The organism is Mesoterricola sp. MK458 (genome assembly GCF_055384935.1).
The window spans coordinates 1,988,825-2,011,102 of record NZ_AP045075.1 but is presented as its reverse complement, the minus strand read 5'-3'; the positions used below and the strand labels follow the sequence as shown (position 1 = coordinate 2,011,102).

The 22,278-nt window shown below is 67.7% G+C and carries 18 protein-coding genes; 9 read left to right on the top strand and 9 right to left on the bottom strand.

Going from position 1 to position 22,278, the window contains the following annotated elements; genetic code table 11:
• Window positions 1-47: 47 nt before the first annotated feature.
• The gene (locus ACZ5LB_RS08845; RefSeq protein ID WP_464604112.1) at window positions 48-1,394 is read left to right on the top strand and encodes an IS5 family transposase; all 1,347 of its coding nucleotides are present in this window, start codon (window positions 48-50) and stop codon (window positions 1,392-1,394) included.
• Window positions 1,395-2,320: 926 nt separating this feature from the next.
• Here the strand turns inward: ACZ5LB_RS08845 and ACZ5LB_RS08840 are convergent.
• Together ACZ5LB_RS08840 and ACZ5LB_RS08835 are read right to left on the bottom strand one after the other, a co-directional pair.
• Window positions 2,321-3,601, bottom strand: a complete 1,281-nt coding sequence (locus ACZ5LB_RS08840; protein ID WP_464605830.1) for a tyrosine-type recombinase/integrase — start codon at window positions 3,599-3,601, stop codon at window positions 2,321-2,323.
• Window positions 3,602-3,827: 226 nt separating this feature from the next.
• On the bottom strand, window positions 3,828-4,952 hold the full coding sequence (locus ACZ5LB_RS08835; RefSeq protein WP_464605829.1) for a molybdopterin molybdotransferase MoeA: 1,125 nt from the start codon (window positions 4,950-4,952) through the stop codon (window positions 3,828-3,830).
• Window positions 4,953-4,989: 37 nt separating this feature from the next.
• Here ACZ5LB_RS08835 and ACZ5LB_RS08830 point away from each other — a divergent pair, with 37 nt between their 5' ends.
• The 4 genes from ACZ5LB_RS08830 to ACZ5LB_RS08815 all read left to right on the top strand — a co-directional run bounded on the left by ACZ5LB_RS08830 (window position 4,990) and on the right by ACZ5LB_RS08815 (window position 8,957).
• Complete coding sequence (locus ACZ5LB_RS08830) at window positions 4,990-7,191, top strand: RelA/SpoT family protein (protein WP_464605828.1); 2,202 nt, start codon at window positions 4,990-4,992, stop codon at window positions 7,189-7,191.
• Between the two features lie 28 nt (window positions 7,192-7,219).
• Window positions 7,220-7,798 carry an NUDIX hydrolase gene (locus tag ACZ5LB_RS08825; protein ID WP_464605827.1) on the top strand — a complete coding sequence of 193 codons (579 nt, stop codon included), beginning with the start codon at window positions 7,220-7,222 and terminating at the stop codon, window positions 7,796-7,798.
• Window positions 7,799-7,864: 66 nt separating this feature from the next.
• The gene (locus ACZ5LB_RS08820) at window positions 7,865-8,065 is read left to right on the top strand and encodes a hypothetical protein (protein ID WP_464605826.1); all 201 of its coding nucleotides are present in this window, start codon (window positions 7,865-7,867) and stop codon (window positions 8,063-8,065) included.
• Window positions 8,066-8,069: 4 nt separating this feature from the next.
• A complete protein-coding gene (locus tag ACZ5LB_RS08815; RefSeq protein WP_464605825.1) occupies window positions 8,070-8,957 on the top strand; it encodes a YihY/virulence factor BrkB family protein in 888 nt (295 codons plus the stop codon).
• A gap of 546 nt (window positions 8,958-9,503) precedes the next feature.
• Here the strand turns inward: ACZ5LB_RS08815 and ACZ5LB_RS08810 are convergent.
• The 5 genes from ACZ5LB_RS08810 to ACZ5LB_RS08790 form a co-directional block, all read right to left on the bottom strand.
• Window positions 9,504-10,676, bottom strand: a complete 1,173-nt coding sequence (locus ACZ5LB_RS08810; RefSeq protein WP_464605824.1) for a hypothetical protein — start codon at window positions 10,674-10,676, stop codon at window positions 9,504-9,506.
• On the bottom strand, window positions 10,673-11,476 hold the full coding sequence (locus tag ACZ5LB_RS08805; RefSeq protein ID WP_464605823.1) for a bifunctional hydroxymethylpyrimidine kinase/phosphomethylpyrimidine kinase: 804 nt from the start codon (window positions 11,474-11,476) through the stop codon (window positions 10,673-10,675). The genes ACZ5LB_RS08810 and ACZ5LB_RS08805 overlap by 4 nt, the downstream gene beginning before the upstream one ends.
• Before the next feature lie 10 nt (window positions 11,477-11,486).
• Window positions 11,487-11,792 (bottom strand): FliM/FliN family flagellar motor switch protein, encoded by a 306-nt coding sequence (locus ACZ5LB_RS08800; protein WP_464605822.1) that lies wholly within the window; start codon window positions 11,790-11,792, stop codon window positions 11,487-11,489.
• A gap of 77 nt (window positions 11,793-11,869) precedes the next feature.
• Complete coding sequence (locus ACZ5LB_RS08795; RefSeq protein ID WP_464605821.1) at window positions 11,870-12,472, bottom strand: flagellar basal body-associated FliL family protein; 603 nt, start codon at window positions 12,470-12,472, stop codon at window positions 11,870-11,872.
• A gap of 293 nt (window positions 12,473-12,765) precedes the next feature.
• Window positions 12,766-13,062, bottom strand: coding sequence for an HU family DNA-binding protein (locus ACZ5LB_RS08790; RefSeq protein ID WP_243333269.1), 297 nt, complete (start codon window positions 13,060-13,062; stop codon window positions 12,766-12,768).
• A 373-nt stretch (window positions 13,063-13,435) separates the two neighbouring features.
• Here ACZ5LB_RS08790 and ACZ5LB_RS08785 point away from each other — a divergent pair, with 373 nt between their 5' ends.
• Together ACZ5LB_RS08785 and nadE are read left to right on the top strand one after the other, a co-directional pair.
• The gene (locus ACZ5LB_RS08785) at window positions 13,436-14,236 is read left to right on the top strand and encodes a tRNA pseudouridine synthase A (RefSeq protein WP_464605820.1); all 801 of its coding nucleotides are present in this window, start codon (window positions 13,436-13,438) and stop codon (window positions 14,234-14,236) included.
• A 71-nt stretch (window positions 14,237-14,307) separates the two neighbouring features.
• Window positions 14,308-16,020 (top strand): NAD(+) synthase, encoded by a 1,713-nt coding sequence (nadE, locus tag ACZ5LB_RS08780; RefSeq protein WP_464605819.1) that lies wholly within the window; start codon window positions 14,308-14,310, stop codon window positions 16,018-16,020.
• 662 nt (window positions 16,021-16,682) lie between these two features.
• Here the strand turns inward: nadE and ACZ5LB_RS08775 are convergent.
• Together ACZ5LB_RS08775 and pgi are read right to left on the bottom strand one after the other, a co-directional pair.
• Window positions 16,683-17,126, bottom strand: coding sequence for a CBS domain-containing protein (locus ACZ5LB_RS08775; RefSeq protein ID WP_464605818.1), 444 nt, complete (start codon window positions 17,124-17,126; stop codon window positions 16,683-16,685).
• Between the two features lie 98 nt (window positions 17,127-17,224).
• The gene (gene pgi / locus ACZ5LB_RS08770) at window positions 17,225-18,850 is read right to left on the bottom strand and encodes a glucose-6-phosphate isomerase (protein WP_464605817.1); all 1,626 of its coding nucleotides are present in this window, start codon (window positions 18,848-18,850) and stop codon (window positions 17,225-17,227) included.
• Between the two features lie 75 nt (window positions 18,851-18,925).
• On the opposite strand from pgi, the gene ACZ5LB_RS08765 reads away from it, so the two are divergent.
• Window positions 18,926-19,600, top strand: a complete 675-nt coding sequence (locus ACZ5LB_RS08765; protein WP_464605816.1) for a DUF2461 domain-containing protein — start codon at window positions 18,926-18,928, stop codon at window positions 19,598-19,600.
• A 64-nt stretch (window positions 19,601-19,664) separates the two neighbouring features.
• Window positions 19,665-22,271, top strand: a complete 2,607-nt coding sequence (gene adhE, locus ACZ5LB_RS08760; RefSeq protein ID WP_464605815.1) for a bifunctional acetaldehyde-CoA/alcohol dehydrogenase — start codon at window positions 19,665-19,667, stop codon at window positions 22,269-22,271.
• The last annotated feature ends 7 nt before the right edge of the window (window positions 22,272-22,278 follow it).

The following is a 22,278-nucleotide window of genomic DNA, read 5'->3' as shown; positions in this document are numbered from 1 at the left end:
TGGTACACCAGAAAGGTAGGGACAAACCCCCTTATTGCGGTGTACCGATGAAGCCGAAAGCCAAGCCCAGGACTCACGAGCAGCCCCTGATCGCCACCATGCGCCTCGACTTGGCCCTGGACATGGACCATGAACTGGTTCGCCTGGCGGCCACGATCCCCTGGGACCACCTGGCGGAGGAATTCGGCCCCCTGTACTGCGCCGACAACGGAAGGCCGGCAGTACCGATCCGGCTCATGGCGGGCCTCCATTACCTCAAGCACCTCAAGGGCATCTCCGATGAGCAGACGGTACGCGGGTGGGTCGAGAACCCCTACTGGCAGTTCCTTTGCGGGGAGGAGTTCTTCCAGCATGCCCTGCCCATTGATCCAAGCCAGATGTCCCGCTGGCGCCAGCGCATTGGCGAGGAGGGCGTTGAGAAGCTGCTCCAGGCAACGATCACGGCAGGGATGAAGGCTGGCGTCATCACCGAGAGCAGCCTGGAGAAGGTCATCGTCGACACGACGGTGCAGCCCAAGGCCGTGGAGCATCCGACCGATGCCCGGCTCTATCGGAAGGTCCACGCCGCCATGCTCCGCATTGCCGAAAAGGAAGGCATCACCCTTCGCCAGAGCTACCGAAAACTGATGGCCAGGGCCTATCAGAAGCATGGTGGCCATGCCAAGGCCAAGCAGTACGGCCGGGCCAAGAAGATCCTGCGAACCCTGAAGACCATGACAGGCCGAGTGATGCGGGATGTCGAACGGAAGATGAGTGATGAGGCCTTCGAGGCCCACAAAGGTATCTTCATCCTGGCGGAGCAGATCCTCACCCAGAAGCGCTTCACCAAGGGCAAGGTCTACAGCCTCCATGCCCCCGAGGTGGAGTGCATCGCCAAGGGCAAGGCCCACAAGCCGTACGAGTTCGGGGTCAAGGTGAGCTTGGCCGTGACCCACAAGGAGGGTTTCGTCGTGGGCATCCAGGCCTTCCCGGACAACCCCTACGACGGCCACACCCTGGAGGGCCAACTCGACCAGGTCGAAAGGCTCACCGGCAAGGTCCCCGAGACCACCTTCGTGGACCGAGGCTACAAGGCCCATGGGGTCCCCGTAGAACGGAGCCGGGTCCTCATCAGCGGCACCCGCAAGCTCGGCTACACCCTGAAACGACACCTCCGGCGGCGTTCGGCCGTGGAACCCGAGATCGGCCACATGAAGAACGACGGGCTGCTGGGACGAAACTTCCTCAAGGGCATGAAGGGCGACGCGATGAACGCCTTCCTGTGTGGAGCTGGACACAACCTGCGGAAAATCCTGGCCAAGGTCAGGCTTGGCCTGTACCGATGTGCCGCGGCCATCGTCCATCGGCCCTGGTGGGCCCCCTTTATGCCCTGCCTTCGCCTTCAGGCTGCGTGAGGCCTCCGGACCTGCCATGGGGCGCCGGAGCTCCTTCCGCCGCCTCCGGCGGCCGGAAGGGGTTTTTCACGGCCGACTATGTAGTATTCGATTTGATCAACGTTGTTTGTTCCCGAAAGGTACCATAGCAAATCCCCTATGCAGCTAAAGGGTTTACCCCGCATTTCCGTTCGACTCAACCTGGCACGGGGGTTTTCAATTTCTATGATGGCGCCGAAAATTTCAATATTATCACCTTTTGTAGAACAAATAGGTTTGCCTTCGGCGAGAATGCGCTGGAAACACTCTCTCATTGCGTCATCTAGGGTCGGGGTGGAGACACTCAGATGTTGTGCCATGTGAATCCCCGGGCATGCTGCGGTGATGGTGACATGGCTGAATAATATCAATTGCTCGTCCAACTTGCCTCATCTTAATTGGCGATTCGGCCCTGACCCATGATTCAAGGGGAGTGTTGGCTCGTTTTGCTGCGTTGGCGCCAAGCGAGCCCGGTTGGATGATGGAGGGCCCCTAAATCATGGTCTGCCAAGCGCCGCCTTCCCAGAATGGTAGTAGCCTGAGTTGAAGTCACCTCGTTCATGGACTTCACGCATCCATTTTCGTCCGGCTTGAGGATGCCTTCATGGTGGCGACTTGGGAGGATGGTATTTGCTCGGTTTTGGGATTGTGTCACACCTGGAGAGGCAAATCCTAGCAGCCAGACAGCATACCTATTTGGGTGAGGGGTGGATTTCGGAAGTGTCTTGTGAAAAGTCCCGCCATAGGCGCTCGCCCGAAATTTGCCCGAACATTGATTGAATTTTTTGTAAATCATTGTAAAAACCTGAATTAGCGTGGTCGAATACGCCCCGCCTAGGGGCGGTACATCCTTTGGGAGGATCATTGGAACGTTTCCCCGAGGCCATGGAGCGGTATCCGACTCAAGATTATTTTGAGATTGTGGTTGTCTTTGATGACGAGGTGAATCGAGCGTTGCAGTAGGCCGCCCAATCCTCCATCAGCTGCCGCCGTCGCTCCGGCATGGTCGATCTTGCATAGGCTGCCTCGGCCTTGTCCTTTAGTCTGTGCGCGAGGGCATGCTCAATCAGTTCCCGTGGATAGCTCGTCTGTTCTCCGGCCCAATCACGGAAGGTGGAACGGAAGCCGTGAACAGTTATTTCCTCACGCTCCATCCGCTTGAGGACTGCGCTCATGGCCATGTTGGACATTGGGCCGTCGGTCTTGAGGCCGGGGAATACGAACTCGCCAACCTTGTACTTCGCCAGTTGCTTGACGATCGCCAGGGCAATGGGCGACAGCGGGACGATGTGCTCTTTGCTGGCCTTCATCCGGGCCGCGGGGACGGTCCAGATCGCCTTCTTCAGGTCGAACTCATCCCACATGGCGCCAATGACCTCCCCCGTCCGTGCCGCAGCCAGGATCAGGAACTCCAAGGCGAGGGCTGCCACGCCCTTCTGGGCACGAAGGTCCTGGGTGAACTTGGCGATCTCCGCATAGGGCAGGGCAGCGTAGTGCTCCTGCTTCTGGACCTTGCTGGGCTTGGGCAGGAGGTGGTCCAGGTGGCCGCGCCAACGCGCAGGATTGTCGCCGGTTCGGTAACCGCTGACCGTGGCCCAGGCGAGGACGGACTCCAGGCGTTGGCGGACTCGGCTGGCGGTTTCATTCTTGGTCGTCCAGATCGGATCCAGCACCTTCCGCACCAAGGGCAGGTCAATGGAGGCGACGGGGAGCTTGCCGAGAATGGGAGAGGCATAGGTGGCCAAGGTGCTGACCCACTGCTCAGCGTGTTTCTCGTTCCGCCAACCTGGCCGTTTGTCGGCGATGCACCGTTCTGCCGCTTGGTCGAAGGTGAGCATGCTGGCGGTAGCAGCCTTCACCTCCGCCCGTTTCTGTGCCTTTTCGGCCTTCGGATCCTTGCCGTCGAGCAGGACTTTCCGCAGGGTACCCGCCTTTATGCGAGCATCGGCGAGGGACAGGTCCAAAAGGGAGCCGAGACCAAGCTCCGTCAATTTCCCGGTGACCCTGTCGCGGTAGCGGAAGCACCAGGATTTCGTGACCTCTTCCGAGGGCTTGCGAGGCTTCTCGCCGACGCGTGCGGGGGCGCGAACGGCAATCTGGAGGTAGAGGCCGCCACCATCCAGGAGGAAGCCGGGCTTCGTTGCTTCCAGGACTTGTCTGGCGCTAAGCTTGTTGCGACCGATTCTCAAATTTCAACCTTCAAAGGGCTCTGAAAGGTCGAATCGTACCCAGCTTCCTACCCATACTTCAAGGCCAGATTTTGGGACACGAGTGGAGTCGGCGGGATCGGTCGGATTGACCAAATCGCCATGTATTTCAATGCGATTGACACGAAGTGCGACGAAGGGATTTTGGGCCTCGGCAGACCCTCTCTCCGCCAGTAAGAAAGCCCCGTTCGCGGGGCTTTCGCGCATCCTACAGGACGTCCAGGTAGCGGGTGGGCCCGGCCTCCATGCCCCCTTCGGGCACCCACGCGAAGGCGTCGGCCTGGGCCAGGCGCACCAGGTCCGCGGAGCCCCGGCTCGCCAGGGGGTGGAGGTCCTTCCCGTCGCGTTGGCAGGGGTGGAGCAGGGGGCGGTCGCCGGGGTTGCGCACGGCTTCGGCGAGGCGGCCCTCCTTCCAGGGATCGGGAGCGCGCCGGCCCTGGATGCCCGCCATGGCCACGGGCAGGAAGAGCAGGGCGTTCATGTAGGAGGACACGGGGTTTCCGGGCAGGCCCAGGATCACCCGCCCGTCCAGGAGGGCGGTGAGCATGGGTTTGCCGGGCTTGAGGCGGATCTTGTGGAAGAGGATGCGGGCGCCCAGTTCCTCCAGCACCCGCGGGAGGTGGTCCTTGTCCCCGGCCGAAACGCCGCCGGAGGTGAGGAGGATGTGCAGATCGCCCAGGCCCAGGAGGAAGTCGCGCACGGCCTCGGGGCGGTCGGGGAGGGGCGGGAGCCGCACGACCTCGGCGCCCAGGGCGTGGGCGAGGGCCTCCAGCATGGGGCCGTTGCTGTCCCGGATCTGGTGGGGTGCGGGGCGTGCGGTGATCTCGTCGCCCGTGGGAACGATGCCCACCCGGACCCGCCAGGGGGGGGGCACGGGCAGCCCCACCTGGGCCAGGAGGCCGGCGCGGCCGGCGCCCGGCGCGGCGCCGGCGGGGAGCAGGAGGTCCCCCTGCCGGGCCTGGGAGCCCCGGGGGCGCACATGGGCGCCGGGAAGGGGAGGCGCCGCGGGGGACAGGCCCTCCGGCCCCTGGACGAGGTCCTCCACGGGCACCACGGCGTCGGCCCCGGGCGGCAGCGCGGCCCCGGTCATGATGCGCACGCAGGTGCCCGGCTCCACCCGGAACGTCGCCGGGTCATCGCCTGCGAAGAGGGTGCCCAGGACCCTGCGCGGGGCGGCCAGGTCCTGGCTGCGCATGGCGGCCCCGTCCATGGAACTCAGGTCCAGGGCGGGATCGTCCCGGTCGGCGCGGATCTCGGGGGTTCCCGGAACGGGGAAAGCCCCGGCCAGGATCCGGAGGGCGTCTTCAAGGGGGAGGAGAGGGGCGGCGCACATGGTATATATCGTAGTCGAGGGGGATTGGGATAGGAGAATGGCAACGCCGGTCGTGGATGACGCCTCCCCAGGCGGAGGCTCGTGTCCCACTCTCGAAGGGGCCTACGACCAGGTGCGCTCCAAGTTCCTCTTCCACCACCCCGACGGCGACACCGCGCTGATCGACCGCGCCTTCAAGGTCGGCAAGAAGATGCACGCCAGCCAGAAGCGCAAGAGCGGCGAGCCCTACTTCTTCCACCCGCTGGCCGTGGCGGACTCCCTGGCGGAATGGCGCCTGGACGCCGTCAGCCTGGCCTGCGCCATCCTCCACGACACGGTGGAGGACACCCTCATGACCCTCGAGGAGGTCCGCAAGCAGTTCGGGGAGGAGGTGGCCGACATCGTCGACGGCCTCACCAAGATGAGCAAGCTCAGCTTCACGGACCGCACGCTGCTCAACGCCGAGAACGTGCGCAAGCTCCTGGTGGCCATGGGCAAGGACGTGCGGGTGCTTCTCGTCAAGCTCGCCGACCGTCTCCACAACATGCGCACCCTGGCTTCCATGCGGGAGGAGAAGCGCCGGCGCATCGCCCGGGAGACGCTGGAGCTCTACGCGCCCCTGGCCAACCGCCTGGGCATGGGCACCGTGCGCGCCGAGCTGGAGGACCTGGCCTTCGCCAACCTGGAGCCCGAGCGCTTCGCCGAGCTGCGCAAGGTCATCGACCAGAAGCGCAGCAAGAGCGCGCCCATGGTCGAGGAGATCAAGAAGACGCTTCAGTCCGCGCTGCGGGCCCAGGGCATCCACGCCGAGATCCTCTACCGGGAAAAGCACCTCTACGGCATCTGGAAGAAGATGGGCCTGCAGGAGAAGAGCCTGGAGGACATCCACGACTGGCTCGCCTACCGCATCCTCTGCCCGGACCGGGCGTCGTGCTACACGGCCATGGGCCTCGTGCACGCCCTCTACAAGCCCATTCCGGGCCGGTTCAAGGACTACATCAGCCTTCCCAAGGACAACGGGTACCAGAGCATCCACACCAGCGTCCTGATGCCCGGCGGGGACTCCTTCGAGGTGCAGTTCCGCACCCAGGACATGGACGACCACGCCGAAGCCGGCATCGCCGCCCACTGGACTTACAAGGAAGGCCGGATCGCGAACAAGCAGGAGATAAACCAGGCCTCCTTCCTGCGGCGCATGGTGGAGCTGCACCAGGAGTCCCGGGACAGCCGGGACCTGGTGGCCAACCTCAAGGGGGAGCTCAGCTTCCAGCGCATCCAGGTGTTCACGCCCAAGGGCGACCTGCGCAGCCTGCCGGAGCATTCCACCCCCATCGACTTCGCGTATTCCATCCACACCCAGGTGGGCCACCACTGCGTGGGCGCCAAGGTCAACGGCCGCATGGTGCCCCTGCGCCACACCCTGCAGAACGGCGACCGGGTGGAGATCTTCACCCGGGCCGACCACAAGCCCAGCCGCGACTGGCTCAGCATCGTGGTCTCCGCGGGCGCCAAGGCCAAGATCCAGACCTACATCCGCGAGGAGGAGCGGGCCCACGCCATCCTCATCGGCAAGGAGCGCCTGGACCGGGAGGCCCGGACCCTGGGCATCCGGCTGGAGGCCCCCGAGGCCCACGTGGCCCTGGAGGCCCGGCTCAAGGAGCTGAAAATCCCCAGCTGGGACGCGTTCTACGCCCAGGTGGGCTTCAGCCGCATCACCTGCCGGAAGCTCCTGGATCCCCTGGTGCCCGAGGCCAGCAGGACCGCCAAGGAGGAAAAGCCCCCGGAGGTCTTCCACGATACGGTGCTGGTGGACGACAACGTGGGCATCCTCTATTCCCTGGCGGTGTGCTGCAAGCCCATCTGGGGCGACGAGATCGTCGGCTACACCACCCGGGGCCGGGGCATCTCCATCCACCGGGCCAACTGTCCCCACCTCAGCTCCTCGGCCCCAAACCCCGAGCGCCTGGTGAGCGTGGCCTGGGGCAAGGCCTCCAAGGGCCTGTTCAACACCGAGCTGGTCGTCACCACCGAGGACCGCCCCGGCATGGTGGCCTCCATCTCCAACGCCATCCAGAAGGCGGGCCACAACATGCAGCGGTTCAGCGGATCCAGTTCCGAGGAGGGTGGAGGCGTCTTCCACATCGCCCTGCGGGTGAAGGACCGCAACCACATCGTCGAGCTCATGGGCGCCATCCGCAGGCTCAAGGGCGTCTTCACCGTCGACCGCGTCAGGGGGTCCTATTTTGGAACCATCAAGTAGGTGGGTCCCGCCCCCCGGGGGCGAGCCCGTGGCCTGGGCCCGGGTGGAGGCGAGCCTGCGCATCGCCCAGCGCTGGCCGGATCCCTTCAAGCTGTCCCCCAGGGCGCCGGAGAACCCCCGGCGCGCCGCGGTGGCGGTGCTGCTCTGGGGGGACGCCCAGGGCGCCCGGGAGGTCATCCTGGTGCGCCGGGGCGCAACCGCGCCGCAGCATCCCGGGGAGCTGGCCTTTCCCGGAGGCATGGCCGAACCCGGGGACCGGGACCTCACCGCCACCGCCCGCCGCGAGCTGGAGGAAGAACTCGGGGTGAAGGACGGCCTCTGGGAGATGGGGTGCTTCCCGGACGGGGTCGCCAAGGCCCGCACCCGGTTCACCCCGCTCTTCCTGCGCTGGGAGGAGCCGGAGCCCCGGTTCACGCTCAGCTCCGAGATCCAGGACGTCCTCCGCCTGCCCCTGGAGCCCCTGATGCATGCCCCGTGGGGGATCCAGCGCCTGGAACTGCGCGGCGCGGCCCTGGACATCCCCAGGCTGGAGCTGCCCATGGCGCCGCTCTGGGGCGCCACCGCCTTCGTCCTCAAGGCGTGGCTGGACGTGCTGCGCGGGACCTGACGGGCTGATACCCTGTTGTCCTGGCCCCGAGCCTGCCTTCCCACCTCCCCCACCCACAGGACCGCCGTGAAATTCCTCAGCAGCCACGTGATCCAGTTCCTCATCATGGGCATCGGGGTCTCCGTGATCCTGGGCCTGCTCACCCCCACCTCGCGGCCCGAGCGCACCCGCCAGAGCATCCTGAAGTACGCCGGGGGACTCCTGGGCATCGGGATCATCCTCGCGTGGGTGATGTACCTCCTGCCCCAGCACCCCATCCGGTTCTGAGGCCATGGAACCGTCGCTCCTGGGTCTTCGCGCAAGCCTGGCGAACCGGGCCGGCGGCGTGTACGGCCAGGCCACCCGCGCCTTCCCTCCGTTGGGACAGGCGGGCTCCTTCATCCGCGAAGTCCTCAGAAAGTACCACCATGACGACTGCCTCTCGTACGCGGCCAGCCTCAGCTTCTTCCTGACCATCTCGCTGATCCCCCTGACGACGCTTTTCTTCAAGCTGCTGGTGCTGATGCTGGGCAGCGGCGCCTACAGCGCCACCCTGCAGCGGGCCATCGGATCCATGTACCCCTACCTGCCCCAGGGCTTCATCGCCGACAGCATCGCCCACAGCCGCAAGATCGGCGGCATCGGCTTCTCCTGGGTGGTGCTCCTGGTGGGCGCCCACTGGGGCGTGAACCAGCTGGACCGGTCCCTTTCGCACATCTTCGGCCTGCGCATCAAGGTGCACCGCCAGACCCGCAAGCACAACCTGCTGCGCCGCCTGGGCGTGGTGCTCATGGGCCTGGCGTTCCTGGTGATCCTCCTGACGGCGGGGTTCGAGTGGAGCCTCCGCCGGCAGGCGCCGTTCTCCCCGATCCTCATGTACACCTTCCTCCCCCCGTGCCTGGGCCTTCTCCTGATCACCCTCATCCTCCAGCACATTCCAAGGCGGCACGTGAAGTTCCGCCACGCGTTCCTGGGCGCGGCGGTCACCACCTCCCTGTGGTGGGCGGCCAAGGTGGGCTTCGGGTACTACCTCATGCACACCCCCACCTGGGGCATCCTCTACGGCTCCCTGGGAAGCCTCATGGCGGCGCTGGTGTTCCTCTACTACAGCTGCGCCATCTTCATGCTGGGGGCGGAAGTGACGGCGGCGTTCTACCGGCACGAGGCCGTGTCGAACTAGGAGATGCTTGTCATAATCCGAAAGGGGTCGTTTCATACCCGATCGGCTCGGTGCAGGGTGCATCCAGGTACGGCTTCACGTCAGCGCACCGACCCGTCGCGCCGCGAATGCCAAGAATAAAATCAAACGCTGGGGCGCAGAGATCTCGCAGGGGCGCTGGGTGAAAAGCCCCGTTTGTGAACGATCCCAAGCATCCCGTCAACCTTCGGGGGCCAAGCCCGGAAGGTCAGAACTGGGTCGACGTCGAGCCGGCAAAGCTTGGCTGCGCGTTGACCCGGGCGAGTTGAACCCCATCCCATTGGATGACAGTCTTTTCTTTTTCCCCAGCGCCCCAGCGAGATCTCAGCGCCCCAGCGTTTATTCCTTTCGACGGTCCTTCCGACCCGCCCCGGACGATCCGGTCAGTGCCTCATCCCTACGTCGATGCCAGCCAAGGAAACCTGCTTTCTTCCAATTCCATCCATCGAAATGCGCGTAGACGCTTGGCCTGGTTCCGAACCCAAATGCCTGATCCTGCCAAGGCCCTGCCGTCCCTGATTTCCCTTCCTAGATCTCATCGAAAAGGGACGGCTGGAGCACCTGCGTCGTGTCGGCCAGGGCCGGGCAGTCCTTGAGGGGGGCCCAGGGGCGTTCGGGGGTGAAGGGGCCGGGGGGTTCCACTTCGGGGGGGAACCAGCGGATGGCGGGGGGCGTCTGGAGGCCGCCCAGGAAGGCCAGGACGGCCCCTTCCAGGGGCACCGCGGGGACCCGCAAGCGCGCCTGGGGAGGCAGGAGGATCCCGGCCAGGGGGCGCGGGAAGGCGCTGCGGGCCTCCAGGGAGACCGGGTCCCGGGGGTCGGCGGCCAGGCCGGGGGTGAAGGTGGGGGAAGCGGGGGGCAGGGGGAGGGCGGCCCGCCAGGGCAGGCCCTCGTTCATGGCCTGCCGGCCCAGGTCGGCGGCGGCGCGGTGGTCGGTGCACACTCCGGCGTGCACGGCGCAGCGAAGGGTCTTCTCCAGATGGGCGGTGAGGGTGTTCACGGCCTGGGCGGCCCGGTCCCAGTCGGCGCCGGACAGCTGCCACTCCCGGCCGCCCAGGAAGGACACGCGCCAGCCGGTGCGCCGGCGCTGGAAGGGCAGGGCCATGGGCCAGGCGCCGGCTTCCATGCGCAGGCTGATGGCCTTTTCGGACCGCGCCTGGGCGTCCTCCAGCGTCCGGGCCAGTTCCGCCGGGTCCTGGTGCTCCACGGCGCCCAGGGGCAGGATGAGCTCGCCCCAGAGCCAGCCGGGGTTCTCCGTGTCGGCGGTGCCGCCCTTGCCGGGCATGGACCAGGCGCCGGGTTCCTGGGGAACCCAGGCGATGCGGCCCTGGCGCCAGGCCAGGCCCAGGTCGCCCCCGGGCGCCCGGGGGGCGTGGAAGGCCACCCGCGCCGGTTCCCGGACGAGGTCGGCGAAGGCCTCGTCCCGCACGTGCAGGGTGAGTCCCGGGGTGTGGGTGAGCAGCTTCCACCAGCCCAGGCGCACCTCCGGAGGCAGGTCCCGGATCCAGTCCACGGGCCCGTCCCACAGCAGCGAGAAGCCCCGGGGAAGGCGCCCGGCCAGTTCGCCCAGCACCCCCAGGGCCTCCCAGGGCGCCGCGGCCACGGACATGGCCGCGTCCAGGGCGCGCACGCCGCCCCACCCGGCGTAGGGGACGTCGTCGCCGGTGAGGAGCAGGTAGCCCCGTCCCTCCTGGCGCCTCATGCCCGCCCCGCGGGGGCGAAGCAGGGCCGGCCCTGGCCGCCGGGACACGCCCCGGGTTCCCAGGCGTCGCGCAGGAAGCCCGCGGCGGCGGAGGCCGCCTCCGGACCCCCGAGGCCCCTCAGGCGGAATCCCAGCCAGGCCGCGGCCAGGGTGCATCCGGTGCCGCGGCGGTCGCCGGGAAGGCGGGATTTGCGGCCCAGGCTCTGGACGCCCGCGTCCGTGATCCAGAAATCCTCCACCTGGTCCCCGTCGCCGTGGCCGCCCTTGAGCCACACGGCCCCGGCGCCCATTTCCAACAGGGGCCGGGCCAGGTCCGCGGGGCCGGCGTCCCGGTCAAGCCCGGCCAGGGCCGCGGCCTCGGGGAGGTTGGGCGAAACCACCCAGGGGCCGGAACGCAGCAGGAGTCCGGCCAGGGTCCGCAGGCCGGCCGCGTCGTGGAGGCCCACCCCCGCGGTGGGGGCGAGGATGGGGTCCCAGATGCGGACCGCGGGTCCCTGCGTCTCGAGCCGGGTGGCCAGGTCCCGCAGGGTGTCCGGCTCCAGGGCGCACAGTCCGAGCTTCACGCCCCAGGCGCCCCCGAGGTGGGGCACCAGGGCGTCGAAGGCCGGCAGGGGATCCCGGGGGGGGCGGATGGCCAGGCATGCCAGGCCGTTCTGCACCGTGTCGGCCGTGCTCAAGGCCATGGGGTGGACGCCCAGGGCCGCCAACGTCATGACATCCCGGAGGATGCCGGCGCCCGCGGAGGGATCCATGCCGCCCAGGCAAAGGGCCACCGGTACGGCGGGAGCCGCAGAATGCATGGACAGCCTCCTAGACCTTCCGGTGCGGGTCGATGATCTCGACGATCCGGAGGCCCAGCGAGTCCTCCAGCACGGTCACCTCGCCGCGCATGACGGGGCGGCCCTTGCACAGGACCTCCATGGGCTCGCCGGCGCTCTTCTTGAGTTCCACCAGGGAGCCCACGTCCAGGTCCAGGAGTTCGCGGATGGTCATGGTGGCCGTGCCCAGCTGGATCTCCAGCTTGAACCGGGTGTCGATGAACGGCATGAGCTCCCCGATCACCGTCTCGAAGGTGAGGACGCGGTCGGTGTCGAGCCTGTCGCTGCGCTTGGCCATGGGGATCCGGGAAGGGGCGTCCGTCAAGAAACGGACGCATCAGATGATATCGGCAACCGCTGTGCCAGATTCGCGGCCTATTGCTGGAGGGCCCAGTCCACGATCAGGACGTCCTTGATGGGGGGCTTGACCTTCTTGCCGGTCTTCTTGGCCTTGTCGAGCTCCTCCTTGGAGTGCTTGTTCGCGAACTTCGCGTTGAGCTTCTCCTTGATCTCCTGCCGGATGGATTCCCGGGTCTCCATGTCGGAGGCGGCTTCCACCGTCTTGCCGGAGATGGATTCCAGGACCATGGAGCGGATGATGCTGTTTTCCGGGGTTGGCTTGTCGCTGGCGGCCAGCCTGCCCAGTTCCTGGTTGCGGAAGAGGATGTGGATGTCGCACTTGAGGAAGGCGTTCTTGCGGCCGTCCAGGTTCACGATGAGGCGGTTGAGGGTCATGACCGCGGGGCCGCCGCCCTCTTCGTGCCCGCCGCCTTTGGCCTCCTCCTCGTCCTCTTCTTCGTTGGCGGCACCCGTGGCCTCGCCGTCCTTGGCTTCGGCGCTCTCGTGCTGCGCGGCGTCCCCGGGCAGGGGCGCGGCGACCTTCTTGGCGGCGAAGGTCTTCCAGGCGAAGAACCCGCCCCCGCCCAGGAGCAGGAGGACCACCAGTCCGATGCCGCCGAAAATGATCATCTTCTTCATGAGTGCTCCCGATCCCAGGTCCTGAACGTTTTCAAATGGACAAGCCATCTTATCGGAAGGGGGGCCTCTTTCCCCGAATCTTGGGAGCGTGCCTGCAATTCCAGGGATTCCAGGGTTCCTTGCCAGCGCCCCCGGCATTTCCAGGATCCGATTTCCATGAAAGGACCCGGTGGGGGACGTTTGACCCGTTTGGGCGAAAGGGGACGTTAGCGGTCCCATTTTTACCCGAACTTGCCCACCGGCCAAAAAAGAAGCGGCCCGGAAACCGGGCCGCTTGGGGGGATCGGTGAAGCCTACTTCTTCTTCTTGCCGCCCTTGCCGTTGACGTCGTCAGCGAGCTTCTTGCCGGGCTTGAACTTGGCGACCTTCTTGGCGGCGATCTTGATCTTCGCGCCGTCGCGGGGGTTGCGGCCCGTGCGGGGTCCGCGGGTGGCGACGGAGAAGGTGCCGAAGCCGACGAGGGTGACCTTGTCGCCGGCGCGCAGGGCGGCGGAGACGCTGGCGATGATGGTATCCAGGGCGGCAGCGGCCTTGGACTTGTTGATGTCAGCCTTCTCAGCGACGGCGCTGATCAGTTCGGCCTTGTTCATGAGGAAACCTCCAAAATGGGGATTTGTATCCCCGGTGGAAAGGAAACGGCGGTGGGGGGATTTGGAAAGACCCGCCGGTGCTCAGTTCTGAAGGGAGTAATGCCCTGAAACCCTTGTGGATTCTAGTCTTCAACTAAACTACCAGCAGGTTAGGCCTGCGATCTAAAGGTGTCAAGGCTTTCCGGGATTTTTTTTTTGCAGAATGGCGGCAGTGGGACGTCTAGGTACCGGGCCATGCCTTCGACCCGCCCCTGTCAACGGTCATAACCCAAGCAGGAATTGAATATGCTGATTCCACGGGCCTCCGGCGGGGCCCGGCGCACCGGGGGCCGCCCCGGTGGGGAATCCGCGCCGGGAGGGATAGAATGTCCCCATGACCTACCCCTATTTCCTCCGCTGTGCCTACGTGGGCACGGGCTTTTCCGGCTTCCAGATCCAGTCGGTGCTGCGCAGCGTGCAGGGGGACCTGTGGAAGGCGCTGCACACCTTCGACCCCGCGGCCCCCATGCCCCAGGGCACGGGGCGCACGGACGCGGGCGTCCACGCCCGCGCCCAGGGCGTGCTGGTGCAGCTCTCGAAGCCCTGGGACCCCTACCGGCTCCTGGCCGCCTTCAACGCAAACCTGGCCCCGGACGTGCGGGTGATGGCGGTCCTCCCCGCCCCCGAAGGCTTCTTCCCCCGGGCGCACGCCGTGGCCAAGCGCTACGTGTACCGCCTGCAGGAAGGCCCCGCGGCCGACCCGTTCCAGCACCTGCGGCGCTGGCACGTGCACGGTGCCCGGCCCCTGGACCGGGACGCCATGGCCGAGGCCTGCGGGCACCTGGAGGGCGTCCACGACTTCTCCAGCTTCCGGCACCAGGAGTGCGCGGCCCTTTCGCCGGTGAAGGAGATCTACGCCATCCGCCTGGAAGGGCGGGGACCGGCCCTGGACCTGGTCTTCGAGGGGAACCGGTTCCTCATGCACATGGTCCGCATCCTTTCGGGGACCCTCGTGGAGGTGGGCAAGGGCCGCTACCGCGCGGGGGACGTGCCCGCCATGCTGGAGGCCCGCGACCGCGCAAGGGCCGGCATCACCGCCCCCCCCCACGGCCTCTGGCTGGAGGAGGTGTGGTACCAGAAGCGCTGGGGCATCCTGGAACCCTCCCCCTGGCCTGAGGAACCGCCGCGGGACTAGGAGGCTGTCCACGTATTACTCGCGGGGCCGAGGAATACGTGGACAGCCTCCAGGCGCGCTATCCTCTAAGGATGCGCATCGCCCTTCTCCAGCTCAACTCCCGCCTGGGCGACCCCGAGGCCAACGGCCGCGCCCTGGAGGACGCCTACCGGGAGGCCCTGGATCTGGGGGCCGACCTGGTCCTTTCCGCCGAAATGGCGGTGGGGGGCTACCTGGCCGAGGACCGCCTGTGGGAGGCCGGCCTGCGCCGGGCCGTGACCCGGGAATCCGAGCGCCTGGCCCGGCTCGCCGGAGCCGTCCCCCTGGTTTTCGGCACCTGCAGCCCCTCCCCCTCGGGCCGGCTCTGGAACGAATTGTGGTGGTGCCAGGACGGCGGGGTGCGCGCCGTGGCCCGCAAGCGGATCCTGCCCGCCTACGACGTGTTCGACGAGAGCCGCTACTTCGACGCCGACCACGGGCGCCAGGCCCTGGTGGACCACCGGGGCGAGCGCGTCGGCCTTTCGGTGTGCGAGGACCTGTGGGCCAACGCCGAGCTGGCCCCGGGCCCCATCCGCTACCCCTTCGACCCCATCGCGGACCTGGCGGAGCAGGGGGCCACCCTCATCCTGAACGCGTCCGCCAGCCCCGGGCACCTGGGCAGCTTCCTGCCCCCCGGCCGCACCGCCCCGTGGGCCGCGCCCTCCAAGCTCGCCCTGCGCAAGCGCCTTCTCCAGGGCCACGCGTCCCGCCACGGGCTGCCCATCGCCTACGCGAGCCGGGTGGGGTCGGAAAGCTGGCTCACCTTCGACGGCGGGTCGGGGCTGGTGCTCCCCGACGGCACCTGGCAGCGGGACGAGTTCTTCAAGGAAGGGGTGGTCATGACCGACACCTCCGTGCCCGGCGCCCCCTGGCCGGAGGAGCCCCGCGAGGAGGACTGGCTGCGCCGGGCGCTGGCCACCGGCTTGCGGGAGAACATGGCCAAGCAGGGCCTGGAGGCCGCCGTGGTGGGGCTTTCCGGCGGCATCGACAGCTCGGTGGTGGCCGCCATGGCCGCCGAGACCCTGGGCCCAGAACGGGTGCTGGGCATCGCGCTGCCCACCGCCTACACCAGCCAGGAGAGCCTCTCCCTGGCCCGGGAGCAGGCGCGGGTGCTGGGCATCCCCTTCCTGCAACTGGACGCGGGCCTGCCCTTCACCGGCGCCGTGGGCGCCCTGGCCGCCGCCTTCCCGGACCGCCGTTTCGGCCTGACCGACGAGAACTTCCAGAGCCGGTGCCGGGGCATGCTCCTCATGGCCGCCACCTCCGAGCCCGCCGTCCACCGCCTCCTGGGCACCCCCCGCGTGGCCGTGCTGAACACCGGGAACAAGAGCGAGGCCGCCACCGGGTACTTCACGCTCTACGGCGACGGGATCGGCGCCTTCGGCATCCTGGGGGACTGCCTGAAGGCGCGGGTCTTCGCGCTGGCCCGGGAACTGGGCGAGGCGATCCCCGCCGGCATCCTGAACCGCCGGCCCACCGCCGAGCTCCGGCCGGACCAGACCGACGAAACCAGCCTGATGCCCTACGCGCAGCTGGACGCGATCCTGGGGATCCTCCTGGAGGCCCGGCGGGAGGAGGAGCTCGTCTCCGCCGACTTGGCCTTCGCCCTGGAAGGCCCGGCCCTGGACCAGGCCCGCGCCGCCCTGCCGCGCGTCTTCGCGCTGCTGCGCAACTCGGAGTTCAAGCGCCGCCAGCTGCCGTTCAGCCTGAAGGTGAGTCCCTGGGCGTTCGGGCGGGGGAGGCGGATTCCTTTGACGGCAAAGTAGGGGGGGGGATTAGTGGAACTGGCTCTGAGGGAATTGATAGTTCGGTAGCGTGGGCTAAAAGACAATTACGCTGAGGGCGCCGAGGCGCAGAGTTACGCCGAGGTGGCTTCGCAACCCGATGCGCCGACCCATTCCGCCCAGGCCCTGACCGCTATCGCGGTCCGCGCCGTGACCGGCGCGCGGCAGGGTGCGCTGGTCCTTCCGCATGCAAGCCTGTGGATGACCAGCGCACCCTGCCTTGGGCGGGCCTGGGCCTGGCGTTTTGGGGTGCGATGAATTGTGTGACCGTCCGGATCATGACCCATACAGGATCAGGTGCAGGATCAGGGCATGGGACAGGACCCAGGCAGCACCCGCTTAACCTCGGTTCCAGGAAATGCTTTTCTCCCCGATCGACCAGCCCAGGCCCGTCCAAGGCGGGGTGCGCTGGTCCTTCCACATGCTTGCATGCGGAAGGACCGGTGCGCCCCGCCGCGCGCCGGCAACGGCGCGGACCGCGTCAGCGGTCAGGGCCTGGGCGGCAAGGGTCGGCGCAACGGGTTGCGAAGCCTCCTCGGCGTAACTCTGCGCCTCGGCGTCCTCAGCGTAATTGTTTTTTACCCGAAGCATCCGAGCCCAAAAAAGTCATCGGAGCCAATTCAACAATTTAACCCTGATCTCCTCTAACTCCGGAAATCCGTCCCAACGATGTAATTCTCCAGCCCCTTGATGGTGATCTCCCGGTCCGCCACCACCTCCGCCACCACGTCGCGGATGGAGACCACGCCCACCACCATCTTGCCGTCCATCACCGGCACGTGCCGGATGCCCTTCTCGCTCATGAGCCCCATGACCTCGTCCACGGACGTCCTCAGGTTGACGTGGTAGACGGAGGTGGTCATGACCTCCATCACCTTGAGGTCCAGGGCGGCCGCGCCTTTGCGGGCCATGAGCTTGACGACGTCCCGCTCGGAGAAGACGCCCTCCATGCGCTCGCCGTCCATCACCAGCAGGAAGCCCACCTTCTTCTGCTCCAGGAGGCGCACGGCGTCGGCGACCTTGGCTTCGGCGGAGATGAAGAAGAAGGAATAGCCCTTCGCGTCCAGGATGCGCTTCATGTCGGTCATGCCAGGTTCTCCTCAGGATTGGATCAAGGGTAGACGATTCCCGCCGGGCGTCAATGCGTGGGTAGGTGTTTTGGAACCTGTATTTGAAGAGCAGGGTATCAGGAAAGGGCCTCGCGCCTGAGCCGGCGGATCAGGGCGTTGGTGGAGCTGTCGTGGGCCAGGGCGGGCTCCCCGGGGGCCTCCAGCTCCGGCAGGATGCGCCTGGAAAGCTCCTTGCCCAGTTCGACGCCCCACTGGTCGAAGGGGTTCAGGTCCCACACGGCGCCCTGGGTGAAGACCACGTGCTCGTAGAGGGCCACGAGGCTGCCCAGGACCGCCGGGGTGAGGCGCCGGGCCAGAAGGACGTTGGAGGGGCGGTTGCCTTCGAAGGTTCGGTGGGGCACGAGCCATGCGGGGGTGCCTTCGGCGGCCACGGCCTCGGGGGTCTTGCCGAAGGCCAGGGCCTCGGTCTGGGCCAGAACGTTGCTGAGCAGCATGGCGTGGTGGCCGCCCAGGGGATTGAGCGGCGTGGCGAAGGCGATGAAGTCGCAGGGGATCAGGTGGGTGCCCTGGTGGATGAGCTGGTAGAAGGAATGCTGGCCGTTGGTGCCGGGCTCGCCCCAGTACACGGGGCTGGTGGGGTAGTCCACCCGCGCGCCGTCCCGGGTGACGGACTTGCCGTTGCTCTCCATGACCAGCTGCTGCAGGTAGGCCGGGAAGCGCCGGAGATAGTGGTCGTAGGGGAGCACCGCCACGGTGGGAGCCCCGAAGAAGTCGGCGTACCAGACGCCCAGCATGCCCAGGATGACCGGCAGGTTCCGCTCGAAGGGGGCGGTGCGGAAGTGCTCGTCCATGGCGCGGAAGCCGTCCAGGAACTCCCGGAACCGGTCGGGGCCGATGGCGATCATGGTGGAAAGCCCGATGGCGGAATCCAGGGAGTAGCGGCCCCCGACCCAGTCCCAGAAGCCGAACATGTTGGCGGTGTCGATGCCGAAGGCCGCGACCTTGGCGGCGTCCGTGGACACGGCGACGAAGTGGCTGGCGATGGCCGCCTCGTCCTTCAGGGTCTCCAGGCACCAGGCCCGGGCGCTGGCGGCGTTGGCCATGGTCTCCTGGGTGGTGAAGGTCTTGCTGGAGACCACGAAGAGGGTGGTGCGGGGGTCCAGGTCCCGCAGGGCCTCGGTGAGGTCGGTGGCGTCCACGTTGGACACGAAGCGGAACTGGAGGTCGCGTTTGGAATAGGCGCGAAGGGCCTCGCAGGCCATGGCCGGGCCCAGGTCGGAACCGCCGATTCCGATGTTCACCACCGTCCGGATGGCCTCGCCCGTGAAGCCCTTCCGGGAGCCGGACCGGATGCCCTCGGCGAAGGCCGCCATGCGGTCCAGCACCGCGTGGACGTCCGGGACCACGTTGCGACCGTCCACCTCGATCACGGCGCCCCGGGGGGCCCGCAGGGCCACGTGGAGCACGGCGCGGCCCTCCGTGAGGTTGATGCGCTCGCCCCGGAACATGGCCTCGATGCGCCCGCCCAGGCCCCGCTCCCGGGCCAGGGCCATGAGCAGGGCCAGGGTCCCGGCGGTGGCGCGGTTCTTGGAATAGTCGAGGTACAGGCCCGCGGCCTCGCAGGCCATGGCCTCGCCGCGGCCGGGGTCCTTCGCGAAGAGCTCCCTGAGGTGGACCCCCTGGATTTCCTGGTGGTGGAGGCTGAGCGCCTTCCAGGCCTGGGATTCGGTAACGTGGGTCATGGGAGCCTCGACATCTCCTTCCAGAATAGCGGAGCCCCGCCCCGTCTGGGATAATGGGCCTCTGGAGGTCCAGGAATGGCGAATCCGTGGTTCACGCCGGCCTTCTTCCGGTTCCTGACGGAACTGCGGGAGAACAATTCGCGGGAATGGTTCCAGGACAACCGTTCCCGGTACGAGGAGGACGTGCGCGACCCCCTCCTCGCCTTCATCCTGGCCTTCGGCGAACCCCTCTCCGGCATAAGCCGCCACTTCCTCGCCGACCCCAGGCCCAGCGGCGGCTCCATGTTCCGCATCTTCCGGGACACGCGCTTCTCCCGCGACAAGTCCCCCTACAAGACCAACGTCGGGGCCCAGTTCCGCCACGGCGCCTGCCCCAGGGACGTGCACTCGCCGGGGTTCTATCTGCACCTGGAGCCCGGCGGGTGCTTCGCAAGCGCAGGCCTGTGGCGCCCCGACGCGGCCGCCCTGAAGGCGGTGCGGGACCGCATCGTCAGCCACCCGCGGGAATGGAAGGCCATCGGCGGAGCCGGCCTGGAGGTCCTGGGGGAGTCCCTGGTGCGCGTGCCCCAGGGGTTCGACGCGGCCCATCCCCTGGCGGAGGACCTGAAGCTCAAGGACTTCTACACGCACCAGCCCCTGACCCAGAAGCAGATCTGTGCCGGCGACTTCATGGAGGCCTACACGGAGATCTGCCGCCGGAACGCGCCCCTGCAGAAGTTCCTGGCCAAGGCCCTGGGGCTTCCCTGGTGAAAAGGGGCGGCGGCCGGTAGAACCGCCCGGCACCCTCCCGGCATCGTATGCGGGGAGGTGCCCCATGCCGGTTGAAACCCTTGAGCAGCTCGACGAGCTGGTCGCCCGCGTCCTGGACGCCCAGCGCCGGTTCGCGTCCTTCACCCAGGACCAAGTGGACGTGATCTTCCGCCAGGCCGCGCTGGCGGCCGCGGACGCGCGCATCCCCCTGGCCCGCATGGCGGTGGAGGAGACGGGCATGGGCGTGCTGGAGGACAAGGTCATCAAGAACCACTTCGCCGCCGAATACATCTACAACGCCTACAAGGACGAACGCACCTGCGGGGTGATCGCCGAGGAGCCGCTCTACGGCACCTGCACCCTGGCCGAACCCGTGGGCCTCATCTGCGGCATCGTGCCCACCACCAACCCCACCTCCACGGCCATCTTCAAGGCGCTCATCAGCCTGAAGACCCGCAACGCCATCATCTTCAGCCCCCACCCCCGGGCCCGGCGGTGCACCTGCGCTGCCGCGCGGCTGGTGCTGGAGGCGGCGGTGGCCGCCGGGGCGCCGCCCGACGTCATCGGATGGATCGACCAGCCAAGCGTTGAGCTCACCGACCACCTCATGCGCCACCCGGACGTCAACCTGGTCCTGGCCACGGGCGGGCCGGGCATGGTCCGGGCGGCCTACGCCTCGGGCAAGCCGGCCATCGGCGTGGGCGCGGGCAACACCCCCGTGGTGGTCGACGAGTTCGCCGACCTCAAGCGCGCGGTGGCCTCCATCCTGCTCTCCAAGACCTTCGACAACGGCGTCGTCTGCGCCTCGGAGCAGGCCGTCATCGCCGTGGACGCGGTCTACGACGCCCTTCGCGAGCGATTCCGGAGCCACGGTGGCTGCATCCTGGACTCCGCCCAGTGCGAGGCCGTCAGGCGCGTGCTGCTGGTGGACGGGGCGCTGAACGGGGCCGTGGTGGGCCAGTCCGCCCCGGCCATCGCGGCCTTGGCGGGAATCCAGGTGCCCCCCGGCACCCGGGTGCTCATCGGCGAGGTGGCGTCCACGGGCGCCGAGGAAGCCTTCGCCCACGAGAAGCTCTCGCCCACGCTGGGCCTATACCGGGCCGCGGACTTCGAGGGGGCGGTGGCCACGGCCGAGGCCCTCGTGGCCCTGGGGGGCATCGGGCACACGTCGGTGCTCCACACGGACCAGGACCTGCGGGCCGACCGGGTCGCGGCCTTCGGCGCGCGTATGAAGACCGCGCGGATCCTGGTGAACAGCCCGGCCTCCCAGGGGGGCATCGGCGACCTCTACAACTTCAACCTGGCGCCGTCCCTCACCCTGGGCTGCGGGTCCTGGGGGGGCAACTCCATCTCCGAGAACGTGGGCCCCCGGCACCTCCTCAACCACAAGACCGTCGCCCGGAGGGCCGAGAACATGCAGTGGTTCAAGCTCCCGCGGAGCATCTACTTCCGGCGGGGATGCCTGCCGTTCGCCCTGGAGGAGCTGCGCGGGCGCCGGCGCGCGGCCATCGTCACGGACCGCTGGCTCTTCGACCACGGGCGGGTGGACGCCACCGTGCGCATCCTCAGGGACCTGGGCCTGGAGGTGGAGGTCTTCCACGAGGTGGAGGCCGACCCCACCCTGGAGGTGGTCCGCCGGGGCGTCGCCATGCTCGCGGCCTTCAAGCCCGACGTCCTGGTGGCCCTGGGCGGGGGCTCGCCCATGGACGCCGCCAAGATCATGGGCGTGTTGTACGAGCACCCCGAGGTGCGGTTCGAGGACTTGGCGCTGCGCTTCATGGACATCCGCAAGCGCATCTGTCCCTTCCCCCGCATGGGGGCGACCTGCGCCCTGGTGGCGATCCCCACGACCTCCGGAACCGGGTCGGAGGTGACCCCCTTCGCCGTGGTGACCGACGGGGCCACGGGCAGGAAGTACCCCCTGGCCGACTACGAGCTGACGCCCACCCTGGCCATCGTGGACCCCGACCTGGTCATGGATCTGCCGGGCCCCCTCACCGCCTTTGGCGGCATCGACGCCGTAACCCACGCGCTGGAGGCCTACGTGTCGGTCATGGCCAACGCCTATTCCGATCCCCAGGCGCTCCAGGCCCTGCGCCTGCTCAAGGACCACCTGCCCGCGGCCCATTCCCAGGGCGTGGGCAATCCCCACGCCCGGGAGCAGGTGCACCACGCCTCCACCCTCGCCGGCATGGCCTTCGCCAACGCCTTCCTGGGGGTGTGCCACGCCCTGGCGCATCCCCTCGGGTCGGCGTTCCACCTGGCCCACGGCCTCTGCAATGGGCTGCTCATCACCAACGTCATCCGCTACAACGCCACCGATACGCCGACCAAGCAGACGGCTTTCAGCCCCTACGACCGCCCCCAGGCCCGCCACCGCTACGGGGAGATCGCCCAGCACCTGGGCCTTTCCGGCCGCAATACGGCGGAGCGCATTGAAAGCCTGCTGACGTGGCTGGATGGGCTCAAGCGGACCCTGGGCATCCCCGGCTCCATCCGGGAGGCCGGCGTGGGGGAGGCCGAATTCATGGAGCGCCTGGACGCCATGGCCGAAGCGGCCTTCGACGACCAGTGCGCCGGCAGCAACCCCCGCTACCCCCTCCTGGCCGAACTGAGGCAGCTGCTGGTTGATTCCTATTACGGGCGGGCCTACGAGGAGGCGGCGGGTTGAACCCCCG

Bases quoted from the DNA above. Each gene is read 5' to 3' on its own strand.
- ACZ5LB_RS08835 (WP_464605829.1), bottom strand. From the start codon at position 4,952: ATGTGCGCCGCCCCTCTCCTCCCCCTTGAAGACGCCCTCCGGATCCTG.
- ACZ5LB_RS08805 (WP_464605823.1), bottom strand. From the start codon at position 11,476: ATGCATTCTGCGGCTCCCGCCGTACCGGTGGCCCTTTGCCTGGGCGGC.
- ACZ5LB_RS08790 (WP_243333269.1), bottom strand. From the start codon at position 13,062: ATGAACAAGGCCGAACTGATCAGCGCCGTCGCTGAGAAGGCTGACATC.
- ACZ5LB_RS08810 (WP_464605824.1), bottom strand. From the start codon at position 10,676: ATGAGGCGCCAGGAGGGACGGGGCTACCTGCTCCTCACCGGCGACGAC.
- ACZ5LB_RS08795 (WP_464605821.1), bottom strand. From the start codon at position 12,472: ATGAAGAAGATGATCATTTTCGGCGGCATCGGACTGGTGGTCCTCCTG.
- ACZ5LB_RS08765 (WP_464605816.1), top strand. From the start codon at position 18,926: ATGGCGAATCCGTGGTTCACGCCGGCCTTCTTCCGGTTCCTGACGGAA.
- ACZ5LB_RS08775 (WP_464605818.1), bottom strand. From the start codon at position 17,126: ATGACCGACATGAAGCGCATCCTGGACGCGAAGGGCTATTCCTTCTTC.
- ACZ5LB_RS08845 (WP_464604112.1), top strand. From the start codon at position 48: ATGAAGCCGAAAGCCAAGCCCAGGACTCACGAGCAGCCCCTGATCGCC.
- ACZ5LB_RS08830 (WP_464605828.1), top strand. From the start codon at position 4,990: ATGGCAACGCCGGTCGTGGATGACGCCTCCCCAGGCGGAGGCTCGTGT.
- ACZ5LB_RS08800 (WP_464605822.1), bottom strand. From the start codon at position 11,792: ATGGCCAAGCGCAGCGACAGGCTCGACACCGACCGCGTCCTCACCTTC.
- ACZ5LB_RS08785 (WP_464605820.1), top strand. From the start codon at position 13,436: ATGACCTACCCCTATTTCCTCCGCTGTGCCTACGTGGGCACGGGCTTT.
- nadE (WP_464605819.1), top strand. From the start codon at position 14,308: ATGCGCATCGCCCTTCTCCAGCTCAACTCCCGCCTGGGCGACCCCGAG.
- adhE (WP_464605815.1), top strand. From the start codon at position 19,665: ATGCCGGTTGAAACCCTTGAGCAGCTCGACGAGCTGGTCGCCCGCGTC.
- pgi (WP_464605817.1), bottom strand. From the start codon at position 18,850: ATGACCCACGTTACCGAATCCCAGGCCTGGAAGGCGCTCAGCCTCCAC.
- ACZ5LB_RS08815 (WP_464605825.1), top strand. From the start codon at position 8,070: ATGGAACCGTCGCTCCTGGGTCTTCGCGCAAGCCTGGCGAACCGGGCC.